The sequence below is a fragment of the Aquimarina sp. EL_43 genome (genome assembly GCF_943422735.1).
GTDB classification, from domain to species: domain Bacteria; phylum Bacteroidota; class Bacteroidia; order Flavobacteriales; family Flavobacteriaceae; genus Aquimarina; species Aquimarina megaterium.
The window spans coordinates 2,041,396-2,053,496 of record NZ_CALSBR010000001.1 but is presented as its reverse complement, the minus strand read 5'-3'; the positions used below and the strand labels follow the sequence as shown (position 1 = coordinate 2,053,496).

Below are 12,101 nucleotides of genomic sequence, written 5' to 3'. Positions count from 1 at the left end.
TTGATTTACATCATCAGATGGGGTAAATCAAACACCATGTCTATTGTATCATTCTAACAGTCAATTATTTTTGATCATTGTGGTTTTCCGCAAAAGCGGTTTCCTAACTTTTAATACTTTCACTTCACTTTACACAGAGTATTCTTTAAGAAATATTTTTAACTCACTAAAATGGCTAAATCCTTATCAGAATCACAGTTTGATGTATTTGTATATTTTTTTGATGCTATTGCAAAAGAACATACTCCAAATAAGTCTTTTAAAGATTATATAGAACGTGATATTAATAGACTTATAGAGCGACTGGAAGAAAAAACAAAAGAAAAAATTGGCCGAACCACTATAGTTAATTATAGAGATCGATATAATAAAAAAGAAGGAGAAAAATTCACCTACTTAAAATCTTATCTGGATATTTTGGCACAGTATATTGATTATTCTTCTTACGAAAACTTCATTAAAGAAAATAAAGCTTTCTGGGGCCTTGAGAAATATCGAGCAGAAGAACTTATACTTAGTAGAGGAAACAAAAAGAAACACAAATCCAGTACAGATGAAAAGAGACATTATAAAAAGCTATCATATAAAAAACTGTCTAATTTAACACCAAAAGAAATTGTTAAGTATACCCAATCCTTTTTAGCCCAAACAAAATCAGAATCTTCTAATGACAAAACTCTTTTCTGGTTAGGAGTTCTATTACTTTCCCAAAATCAATATGAAGAATCTATAAGGTATATAAAAGAGTCTATTAAGATCAATCCAATCGATGATGAATATCATTATAATTTGGCCTTGGCAATGTTTAAAGGTAAGAGACCTTTTAGACTAAAAATGAATGAAATCAAAGAAATACAAACTTCTCTAAAAACGGCGATACGTATAAATAATAAGAAAGAAAAATATCATTGTCTAAAATACCTTATCACTCAAGATTATTTTAGACGAAGCGGACTCGATGATCCAGACAATTCTTCTAATGATTTACCAATGATAACAAAAGAAGAACCCAATGAACTGGAGCGCTTATTTTCTACATTAGGTGGGTTATCAAAAGATAACTATTTTAAAAATTGAAAACCAACATAAATAATCTTCACATGACTTCAAATGGAAAAAAAATTAAACAATATTTCTCAAAATCTATTTTAACCTCTAAGATCTCGGATAATGAGTTTGATAACCTTCTCAACCAATCAATTAGTAAATTATTCGACAGAGCGTTGACCAAAACACTTTTAGACAAAAATGATTGTTTAAGAACTCCGCGTCGTATTACAGGACCAAAAATGTATAATATTGGCGGAGCCGAATTTAAATTAAAAAAAGGTAAGGACAATTTTATCAGATACATCCCAATAGGAGTAACGATCATCAACTTTACACAACATGAAATCGTATTTTATCAATGTGTATTTGACCCCATAACGGAAAATCCTTTAAATGAATCTACCTCATCTTATTTTTATACAGATGTAGTTTCTATAGAAACCAAATCAGAATCAGTAACTCACGAAGAATTTACTTTTGGTGAGAAAGTTGTAAATGAAATCCCACTTATAGGAAAACTAATCAATAATGGTACAATTTATCAATATAATGTTTCAGAAAAATTCATATTAACAACCTCAGGGAGTTCTAGGATAGAGGTCAGACTTTCTGAAAATGTTATGATCGAAGAGGTAGGAGGAGAGTTTAGCACATCAGATGCAGATAATGCTATACGTAGTATTAGGCAAATGTTACGAGATAAAAAGAGATGATTTTATAGATACATAATGACCATAAATCGGGTTTGCTTAAACCCGATTAACGATATTTTGCTTTTACCTTACTCACAAACTCTGGTGATAACCCCAAATAAGAAGCGATCATATACTGGGGAACTCTTTGTGAAAACTTCGGATTGCTTAACACAAATTGCTTGTATAGATGCTCTCCAGAAAGACTACGAGTATACTTTGTTTTATTGATATGAGCAATGTGGGTTTTTTCGGTGATTATTCTAAATAATCTATCAATTTTAGGAAGTTTAGCAGACAGTTCTTCAAAAGAATCTTGATGTAGTTCTAATACTACCGAATCTTCAATAGTTTGAATAAAATTTTCTGAAGGACTTTGATTAATTAAGCTATTATAATTTGTAAACCACCATTTATCAATTGCGAAATCAAGAATTCGTTCGATTCCTTTTTCATCAATATAGTATGATCGTACACATCCTTTCACAATAAAACATCTTGCTTTACAGATTTTTCCTTCTTCTAATATATATTCTTTCTTTTTGAACTTTCTTACCTTAAGATGTTGATAAAACAGTTCTATTTCTTCATCAGAAATATCAATATAATTTCTAACATATCCCGCTAGAGTAGTAATCATAACCTTATACATTGTGAGGTTTTTAAAATACTACATCCTTGACATATTAACAAGGAAAAAGAACATTCTATTTTGATGACAAAACTAATAGCACTTCTTACATATTTAACCTGTATAATCCTTAAAAGAACTCTCTACAGGTTTGCAAACATCTTAAAAAATATTCAACAAAAAAGACTGTCCTTTCAGACAGTCTTTTAAATTTCAAAGAATCATATTTATTACAACATAATCTTTAGTACGGCATGCAAGTCCCATAACCACCATATGGCGATATAGAGCAATACCAATCCCATTCCCCAATTGCCTGGAAACAATCCCTTCTTGTTCTACATCCAACAGGATGTTGTATCCCTCCATTAATAGTTTCTTGTTGTTTTTTGTTTAATTGCTGAACATCTTTTAAACTTAGAATTTTTGATAACATAATTTATTAGATTTAAATTGAATTATAAAACTTACCTACTCTATTAAAAGGTTTTCGGCTTCCCCCTATATCAAAATATTATCGTTAACAACACTTTGACTTTCTACTCTAAGGTATAATCTAACAAAGAGAGAGAAAAACATAACTCCCGTATATTAGATAAAATGAGGAGCAAGAAAACACTTATGACAGCTTGTAAAGCCTAAAAAATTCGGACTGGTTAAAAAGGTAAATCTAAAATACGTCACGCCCGCTTTGGCAAACGCAAAGACTCTCATGAGTTCCTGTATCATCATCTGTAACCTCACATTCTCCGCCTTTTACCATTCTCATTGCGCTGTGGTTAATTCTGGTAATAGTAATTTTTTTAAGGTCGATCCTTTTGTTTTGATGTTTTTTCATGATCATATTAGTTTAATATTTATAAAATAATATACTTTCTATATAACATCGATCATAATTTGTTAGCCTCAATTTAAATAAATTGCGGTAGGAATTAGAAGCTACTTATTCATGAAAATACTATCCTAAGTTTTCGATTTTTTTAATATAATAAGAAGGGTTTAAACCTGTTTTGGATTTAAAGTGTTTTGTAAAAGAATTATCACTTTTATATCCTATTTCTGAAGCAATTGATTTAATCGAAAAAGATCTAAGCTTCTTGTCATTTTTCAATCTTTTTAATACATATTCTATCCTTAAATCATTGATATAATCATTAAAGCTTTTTCCTTTATGTATTTTGATAATTTTTGAAAGGTATGTAGTATTAGTTTTTACTTTTTTAGCCATTGTACTTAGACTACAATCAGATTTCAAAAAATATTCCTGGTCCTCTAATCTACCCAATCCCTTTAACACATTATTGATTTTATCATCATCAATTATAATCTCCTTAGTATTATCTTTGGCCCCCATTATTTCTGTTCTGCGCTCAGATTCCAGATTGGATATTTTATCCATCAAATTGTTAAAAATAGTTTTATTTATTTTTTGTTTCCTGTAAAACAATCCTCCAACTACTATCAACGATATTAACAATATCAATACTACAATTATACTATATCTTACTTCTTTTTGTTGTCTATTCTCGAGTTCCTTTATAGTTTCTCCTAACTCTTGAGTATCCTTATTGTATATTTTATTAACAGTCTTATCTTTTTCTTCCTGAAATTGAGCCTGAAGTATCGTATGTTTATTAAGCCAGTATTTAGACTTTCTCTCATTTCCGATAGCCTCATTACAGTATGCTAATAATCGATATGCTTCCAAAACTCTATCATTTCTTGAATCTTTTTTTTCTAACAAGTTTAATATACGATCCAAAGATGCAATTGCCTTTCTGTATGCTCCTTGTTTATAATAACAACGAGCAAGAAAATAATGAAGATTCATTATAGATTTTTTTTGCTTAATCTTACGAGTATGTACAATATCTTCTACCAGGTGTAAATACTCAAACGCCTTAGGCAAATCGTTTCTATGAAAAAACACTGCTCCTTTTTTAGTGTTTAAATCAATAGTTCCGATATGATAATTTATAGGCTCGCTAAGTCTAATTCCTATTTCTGCGTAATAAAGTACAGAATCATATTTCTTTTGATCCATGTATATTTCACTAATAATAGTGATTAGATTGACATGATTTTTACCATTTTTAAAAGAAGAGTTCTCTGCAAGTTTTAAGGAATGCTTACAAACTTCTAAAGCCTTATCTAATTGCTTCATTCTTCTACGAATCATGGTAATCCCTGAATTTGCAACAATCTCATATTTAATATTTCTATTCTTTTGTGCAATTTCCAAAGCCTTGTAATAGGAGTCTAACGCTTTTTGGTTTTTCCAATCCTTGAGATAAGAATTGCCAAGTTTTAAATAAATAGCACATAAAAACAGCTCGTAATTAGCTTGTTTTGCCGCTTTTGCTGCATGGCTAAAATAATATGCACTTCTTTCATAGTTTCCCGTATTGTAAAAAGAAAGTGCGATATAATAATACTCATTGGTCTTGGCGCTATCCTGATTTTTGAGATTAGAAAGTGCTAGTTCGTAAATTTTTGCCTCTTCTGGCGTAGATGTCTTTATAAACCTCCCCAGTTCTTTAGAGGATTTACCAACAAGAGTATCAAATACTGGAACATTATTTTCCTGAGCAAACATTCCAATCGTTAAGAAAACAGATAATCCTATAGAAAAAAATAAGGGTTCTGATAAAAGTCTTTTAAAAAAAATCATTAGTCCGGATATGATACAACCATCCAAATGTAACAATTACTTTTTTAAGATATTAAGGCCTGGCATAATAGCCAGACACACAATTAATTTAAGTGATCTTGGTTGATTTTATCTCTTTTTGCTACTCTTTGCAAAAGGATTAAAATCCAAACATAATTGCACCCAATACTCGAGGTCTTCATCCAGATCAAAACCATCTGGGGTAACAAAAACAAAACCTTTCATGGGTCTACCAGTAAAGTCCATGGGCTGGCACCCTTCTTTTTTCATTGCTTCTTCGGTTGCATCTATTCCTATTCGTGCCATTAGTAAATCCATTTCCTTTTTCTTACTAAAATGGATTCCGCAACACATTTTATTATCGACCATAAAGCATAACCCTCCCATCATTTTCTTTTCATAAAAATCTGCCTTTTGTTCTCTAAAAATCTGCCGAATACGATCTGCTATAAATTCATTGTACGCCATAATTATTGAATTGCTTTTAATAAATATTCATTTACAGGACGCATCGTTTGCCAATATGCCATCATTTCTTCGACCAAAACATCACTACAAATCAAACCCGGAGCTTCTTCTCCAACAAAGTAGAACTGTTTATTTGCAATTAATGGTTCTTTTTTACATGTGTCTTGCCATTCTTTGGGAATACGTTTCATTGTTTCACCTCTAATTTCTCCAAATTTCTGTACAAAACTTTTCTCCTCTAATAAATTTCTAAATACATTAGGTGATTTACTAATCGTAGTTCTTATTTTATGCAATTGTTCTTTCGATGGGCCAAAACATCCACCCATAATACCTACCATTTCTGGCGAAAATCGTAAAAATATACCCGGGATGCTTTTATCTTTACGCCCACCATTTGAAATGAAAGCAGTATAATATAAATTATAGGGAGATTTGTCCTTAGAGAAACGAATATCTCTATTAATCCTAAGTACACAATTCTTAGGTTCAACCTGGAGTGCAGGATCTAATTTTTGTATTTCCCTTATCATAGTACCAACAAATACCTCAAAAGGTTTTTTCACGCTAGCTTCATATCTTTTTTTGTTTTCATGAAACCAGTCTTTATGATTATTCTTTGCCAACTCTTTAAAAAAGGCCACAAAATCTTCTGTAAAATAGTGCATCAATGCAATAATTAAAATTAGTAAAAAAACACAGAATAGATATCTCTTGTCATATTCAACCTTTTCACATTGTTTAATATGACAAGAGATACGAAAGGCTACTTCATAGAATGAAAAGCCACTCTATTTCCTTCGGTATCCAGGAAAATCGCCATATATCCATTTTCTCCCAGTGAAGTTTTCGGCATCAAAATCTTCCCTCCTGCTTTTTCTACTCGAGCCAAAGGAATAGATAAATCATCACCACCATTAAGATAAGCAAATGTACCTTCTTGTGAAGGTTTATTACCATTACCATGGGTAATACAACCTCCTACACCTCCATCCTTATATGGAAAAAAAGCCATTTTAAAATCCATCTCCATAGGTTGCAGTTCGGCTTCTAAAAGCACATTATAAAATTGTATTGCTCTTTCAAAATTAGTGCTTGGTATCTCAAACCAGCTAATTGCATTTGACATGATATTATAATTTATTGGTTTCTAATATCTCAAAGGTAAGTGATCCTATGTGTCAAAAAAATTATATTTTTACAAAAACATAGGTTTCTAAAATGAAGAAAAACGAAGAGTTATTTTACCTGATTCAATCATTATCCAAAAGTGAAAAGCGATATTTTAAATTAAGCGCACAAGGAAATGAGTCTTCAGAATACTTAAATCTTTTTGATGCAATAGAAGCTCAAAAAGAATATAATGAAGCTCAAATTAAAGCTCTTTTCAAAGACAAAGCATTTGTAACACAATTAACTACAATAAAAAATTATTTAAAACAACGCATTCTTCAATCGTTAAGGAATTATCATTCTCGAATTTCAAAAAACGCAGAGCTTATAGACATTATTCGCAATGTAGAAATCCTATTTCATAAAGGTCAGTACACCATCTGTTTAAGCGAATTAAGCAGAGCCGAAAAAAAAGCAAAAAACTTTCAACAGGATGTTTTACTTTTTCATATCCAGGATTGGAAAAGAAAAGTACATCAAGCATTACATCCCCAGGATTTTGAGACATTTAAAACTATTATTCAAAAACAAAAAGAAACACTCGAATCTACGAATGAATATATTAGTCTTTTATTGGCCAATATAGACCCCACTCAATTCTCATTATCACACAAAAAAAGTGTTTCGTTACAAAACAAAACCCTTAAAACACTGCATAAATACAGAAAACAACTCCTTGCCAAGCATACCGATAAAGCAAAACAAACTCTAGAAGACCTCATCAAAGAATGGGAACAAAATCCTGAATTACTAAAAGAATACTTTGCTATGTATTTTTCTGTAAATAATAACCTTCTTGGTTTTCTTGTGTATAAAAAACAATATAAAGAGGCTTTTGTAAGAATCTTATTGTTAAAACAAAAAGCACTTGCTGTTGGGACTATCTCTGCAGCTTTGATTAAAGAAAAACTAAGACTCTATAACATAGAACTTGAAATTCACAGGAACCTAAAAGAGCTACATACTACTCACGAAATCATTGATGAAATTCAAAATTTTATTGAGCTTCATGAAAGCCTTGTTCCAAATAATTATTGGCTATCTTTTCGTTTTCAGTTTGCGAATATTTACTTCTTAAAAAAAGATAATAAAAAAGCATTACAATGGATCAATGACATCCTTAATCATCAAACTAAAAAAGATCGAAAAGATCTAATCACTTATACTTATTGGTTAAACCTATTGGTTCACTATGAACTTAGTAATGGGTTTACATTAAGATATTTGATAAATTCTATGAAAAAGCATCTTAAAAAACAAAAAAACATAGTTTTCTATGAAAAAAACATCTTAAAGTTTTTGTCAAAAACTGTCGAATATGATGTTATAGAGAAAAGAAAAGCTTTTGCAATACTTAACGAACAACTTGAAGAACATCCAATTCCTAATCATATACTAGGGTATGTTGATTTTAAAGAATGGATGAATAGAAATTGCTAACTTCTTGAGAAAAATCGAAAAAAGATGTATGCACAATTTTATGGTTTTGACTACCTCCTTCTCGTAGCAAATTCTATTGATTAACTACAATTTTTTACAAAAAGATTGCGTAACCGAATGATTACATATATATTTGTAACCAATCGGTTACTTAAAATTATGAGAAGAGATGTCTTTCAAGCAATAGCAGACCCTGTTAGAAGAGAAATTATAGAGTTACTGGCAGACGAAACATTAACCGTAAATACGGTAGCCCAAAAATTTGATGTTAGCCGTCCTGCAATTTCAAAACATTTAAAAATCCTGAAGGAATGTGGAATAATAACTATTAACAAACAAGGTAGGGAGCGATTTTGCCATATCCAACCTAAAAACCTTATCCCCGCTTTCTTATGGATAGAACAATATCGAAATCTGTGGGAAGACAGACTCGATTCTTTCGAAAATTATTTAACCAAATTACAAACAAAAAATAAAAAAAATGAGTAATCAAAGTGAAGCAAACAATCGAACCGTAACTTTAAAAAGAACTTTTAATGCGCCTATAAAATTGGTTTGGGAAGCCTGGACTCACTCCGAACATATTGCTCAATGGTGGGGGCCAAAAGGAATGAACACAAAAGTAATTGAACATGACTTTAGGGTTGGTGGTAAGTGGAAATACGCTATGCAAATGCCAGACGGAAACGAATTCATTTCTGATGGGGTGTATTTAGAGATTGTTGAACTAGAAAAAATATGCTCTTCTGCAAACTTCAAACCCATGACAGAAGGGGTTGAAATACAAGCTTTATTTGAGGAAAATGGAGATAAAACTAATTTTACTTTTAATGTGATACATCCAACAGAAGAATATTGTGAGCAACAAACAAAAATGGGTATCATGAATGGTTGGGGTTCTGTTTTTGATAGACTTGGAGAGTTTCTTCAAAAAAAATAACCGTTTTTATAAACAATATGTCTGAAGAAATTAAAATAAGGGAACTACAAAAATCTGATGCATTTTCAATAGCTGAACTTTCTGTACAACTTGGCTATCAAATTGATGAATCTCTAATTTTAAAACAGATCACCTCAATAAATTCTAATAACGATCATTTTGCATTTGTCGCTGTCTTAAATACGATAGTTATTGGATATATACATGGGTTTATTTCGATTAGATTAACATCTTCCCCTTTTTTGGAAATCGGAGGGCTTATCGTTAGAAAAGAATACAGAAGGAATAGAATCGCTAGTACTTTGATCGGGCATCTAGAAAATCACGTTAATGATTATAAAACTATTAGGGTAAGATGTAACGTAAAAAGACAATCTGCTCATGGGTTTTATCTAAATCAGAATTTTATTGAGAAAAAAGAACAAAAAATATTTGAACGAACATCAGATAAGCCTTAAATTAAACTGCTTAGAATTAAAAAAAGTCACTTCAAAACCTATGTTTTTGATATAAGAACATAAGAAGACTTAAAACAACACCATGGATACAATAACTGTAAAAGAAAAAGTTAAAGAAGCTCGTTTGGCCAAAGGTTTATCTCAAGAAGCATTAGCCGAAATGTCAAATATTTCTCTAAGAACCATACAGCGAATTGAAAAAGGTTCTGTTACACCACGTCTTTTTACTCTACAAACGCTAGCAAAAAAACTAGATATAGATATTTCTAATTTAACTATTAGAAAACCCAACATACAGAATTTAGCCAACGAAATATCTATTCTTAAAAAAATGAATTTATCTATTCTAGCGACATTAATTATCCCATTAGGTAATATCATAATTCCACTTATGATCTGGAAACTAAACGGAACATTAAAAGATTTAAAGCACCTTGGAGGTAAAATAATTAGTTTTCAAATCATTTGGACAGTAGCTACCGTATCCTCCTTCTTTTTAGTCGTTTTCCTTAATAACCTTATCACAGGAAATGCTGGAAACGGACTCTACATCGCTCTAATCGTTTACTTATTCTGTTTAGCAATTAACGTTTTTATCATCGCTAAAAACACCATTCAGTTAAATAATAAAAACATTCTTACCATGTCATTTATACCTAATTTCTTATAGTTAGCAATAAATGGCATAAGAATGTCATAGTTCTGACATAATACATCCTCTTTCGCGCCCATACATTTGTTTCGAATAATCAAAATGAAACAAATATGATTCATCAATCATCACAAAAACCAATTCGTATACTATTATTTATAGTAATTATAATCTTCTTTTTTAATTCATGTAGTAATTCTCCAAAATCATTGGATGCACTAATGCAGGAGTATACTGAAAATGGAAGAAAAAAAATTAGTAGTCCTTTTAATGGAGTTATTCTGGTTGCGAAAAAAGGAAAAATAACCTTTAAAAAAGCTTATGGGCTAAAAGATCGAGAACAAAATATACCAAACATTGTAGACACCAAATTTCCAATTGGATCAGTAACCAAACAGTTTACAGCGATGTTAGTAATGCAACTGGTCGAAGAAGGTACTATAAAATTAGAAGATTCTGTGTCAACACATTTATCTTATTTTCCAAAAGAATTAGGAAATAAGATAACAATTCATCAATTGTTATCGCATACTTCTGGATTACCACATTATGAAGGTATCCTAAGAACCGGAATAACTCAAGATGCTTTTATATCTACTGCTTACACCCCCAGGGAATTGGCAATACTAGTAGGAAAAGTAAAACTAGCCTATGAACCGGGAACAACATTTTATTATAGTAGTTTAGGATATATGCTCTTAGGAGCTATTTTGGAAGAAGTTTCAAAAAAATCCTTTTCAGAATTACTTGAAACAAAAATAACAAAACCTCTAGGCCTAAAAAACACCGGATATGAAACTAATGAATTTATAAAAAATGAAACTGCAAAAGGCTATTCTTTTATTGAAGATGAAACTTTTCGTATGATTTTTATGAAATATGGAGGAAACTTTAATAATGTACCGTTTAGAGATCAGTCTAATATATATGCTACCGGAGGGATACACTCTACAGTTGATGATTTATTTATTTGGAGCGAAGCAATTAGGACAAACAAATTATTATCTGCTGCCTATACCAAGAAAATGTTAACCCCAAATAAGCATGGCTATTGTTATGGCTGGATTCGCAATTGGGATGATCTGATAGAAAGAAACACCAAGATAAAAATGTATACTCATGGTGGCGCTCTTCATGGTCATCGCTCGTCAATAAACATATTTGATGATGGCACAACAATTATATTTCTCTCGAATGTAAGTCCAATTAAAGACAGAGAGATAATACATCAATTATATCTAACAGCGCATGGTCTTGAAGATGTTTATAAAATGAAAGGGTACCCAGACAGAAGTTCCTTAGATGAATTTAAAAAAAATGGAGGTATTAAAGCATTGAATAGTTATTTTGAAAAACTATCTGAGTTATGTGGCTATAAAGTGTTACCATCAGAAACTTCTGTTGGACATATTATGTATCTCTATTATCAAAATGGGAACCAGAGAATTGCAGATAGTATAAAACAGTCTTTTTTAAAAAATTATAACCCTACTGAGAATTCTATAAATAGACTTGGTTATAAATTTCTTGATGATAATTGTGAATTAGCAATTGAGTTTTTTAAAGAAAATACAAAACGATATCCTAATTCACCAAATGTATGGGATAGCTTGGGTGAAGGTTTTTTAGTGTGTGAAAGTTATAATGAAGCAATTACTTCTTATTCAAAAGCAATTGAATTAGGAGAAAAAACAAATCATCATAGCGTAAAACTATTTAAAGAAAATTTACAGCATGCAAAAAAGAAATCAGGAACTAAATGATATGAATCAAATTGGGTCTTAAAAATTTACATCAAAGAGGATGATCAACTAGAAGAATTGGTAGAAATAATAATTGACAACACGGATTTTGAAAACTTGAAAAATAACTAAAAATATTTCTAAAAGTGATAGAACAAAAGATTTCGACATAAAATAATATAGT

The 12,101-nt window shown here is 30.7% G+C and carries 15 protein-coding genes; 8 read left to right on the top strand and 7 right to left on the bottom strand.

The window, feature by feature from the left end; genetic code table 11:
• The first annotated feature begins 171 nt into the window (after positions 1-171).
• A complete protein-coding gene (locus tag NNL09_RS09255; protein ID WP_196911539.1) occupies positions 172-1,077 on the top strand; it encodes a tetratricopeptide repeat protein in 906 nt (301 codons plus the stop codon).
• Between the two features lie 23 nt (positions 1,078-1,100).
• A complete protein-coding gene (locus NNL09_RS09250) occupies positions 1,101-1,763 on the top strand; it encodes a hypothetical protein (protein ID WP_025665867.1) in 663 nt (220 codons plus the stop codon).
• A 46-nt stretch (positions 1,764-1,809) separates the two neighbouring features.
• On the opposite strand, the gene NNL09_RS09245 is transcribed toward NNL09_RS09250, so the two are convergent.
• The 7 genes from NNL09_RS09245 to NNL09_RS09220 form a co-directional block, all read right to left on the bottom strand.
• Positions 1,810-2,382 (bottom strand): Crp/Fnr family transcriptional regulator, encoded by a 573-nt coding sequence (locus tag NNL09_RS09245; RefSeq protein WP_196911538.1) that lies wholly within the window; start codon positions 2,380-2,382, stop codon positions 1,810-1,812.
• Positions 2,383-2,617: 235 nt separating this feature from the next.
• A complete protein-coding gene (locus tag NNL09_RS09240; RefSeq protein ID WP_025665869.1) occupies positions 2,618-2,809 on the bottom strand; it encodes a hypothetical protein in 192 nt (63 codons plus the stop codon).
• A gap of 234 nt (positions 2,810-3,043) precedes the next feature.
• The gene (locus NNL09_RS26185; protein WP_196911537.1) at positions 3,044-3,211 is read right to left on the bottom strand and encodes a class I lanthipeptide; all 168 of its coding nucleotides are present in this window, start codon (positions 3,209-3,211) and stop codon (positions 3,044-3,046) included.
• A gap of 120 nt (positions 3,212-3,331) precedes the next feature.
• Positions 3,332-5,044: a helix-turn-helix domain-containing protein gene (locus NNL09_RS09235; protein ID WP_196911536.1), complete on the bottom strand. Its 1,713-nt coding sequence runs from the start codon at positions 5,042-5,044 to the stop codon at positions 3,332-3,334.
• Between the two features lie 108 nt (positions 5,045-5,152).
• Positions 5,153-5,512 carry a TfoX/Sxy family protein gene (locus tag NNL09_RS09230; RefSeq protein ID WP_025665871.1) on the bottom strand — a complete coding sequence of 120 codons (360 nt, stop codon included), beginning with the start codon at positions 5,510-5,512 and terminating at the stop codon, positions 5,153-5,155.
• A gap of 2 nt (positions 5,513-5,514) precedes the next feature.
• The gene (locus NNL09_RS09225; RefSeq protein WP_196911535.1) at positions 5,515-6,180 is read right to left on the bottom strand and encodes a DUF2461 domain-containing protein; all 666 of its coding nucleotides are present in this window, start codon (positions 6,178-6,180) and stop codon (positions 5,515-5,517) included.
• A 98-nt stretch (positions 6,181-6,278) separates the two neighbouring features.
• Positions 6,279-6,641, bottom strand: coding sequence for a VOC family protein (locus tag NNL09_RS09220; protein ID WP_025665873.1), 363 nt, complete (start codon positions 6,639-6,641; stop codon positions 6,279-6,281).
• Positions 6,642-6,733: 92 nt separating this feature from the next.
• Between NNL09_RS09220 and NNL09_RS09215 the strand changes: the two genes are divergently transcribed.
• From NNL09_RS09215 to NNL09_RS09190, 6 genes are all read left to right on the top strand, one after another.
• Positions 6,734-8,125, top strand: a complete 1,392-nt coding sequence (locus NNL09_RS09215) for a hypothetical protein (RefSeq protein WP_025665874.1) — start codon at positions 6,734-6,736, stop codon at positions 8,123-8,125.
• Positions 8,126-8,284: 159 nt separating this feature from the next.
• On the top strand, positions 8,285-8,614 hold the full coding sequence (locus tag NNL09_RS09210) for a helix-turn-helix transcriptional regulator (RefSeq protein ID WP_025665875.1): 330 nt from the start codon (positions 8,285-8,287) through the stop codon (positions 8,612-8,614).
• On the top strand, positions 8,607-9,065 hold the full coding sequence (locus NNL09_RS09205; protein WP_025665876.1) for an SRPBCC domain-containing protein: 459 nt from the start codon (positions 8,607-8,609) through the stop codon (positions 9,063-9,065). Before NNL09_RS09210 ends, NNL09_RS09205 begins: the two co-directional genes overlap by 8 nt.
• Before the next feature lie 17 nt (positions 9,066-9,082).
• Complete coding sequence (locus NNL09_RS09200) at positions 9,083-9,523, top strand: GNAT family N-acetyltransferase (protein WP_196911534.1); 441 nt, start codon at positions 9,083-9,085, stop codon at positions 9,521-9,523.
• 82 nt (positions 9,524-9,605) lie between these two features.
• Complete coding sequence (locus NNL09_RS09195; protein WP_196911533.1) at positions 9,606-10,193, top strand: helix-turn-helix domain-containing protein; 588 nt, start codon at positions 9,606-9,608, stop codon at positions 10,191-10,193.
• 95 nt (positions 10,194-10,288) lie between these two features.
• Positions 10,289-11,938, top strand: coding sequence for a serine hydrolase domain-containing protein (locus NNL09_RS09190; RefSeq protein WP_196911532.1), 1,650 nt, complete (start codon positions 10,289-10,291; stop codon positions 11,936-11,938).
• Positions 11,939-12,101: the final 163 nt, after the last annotated feature.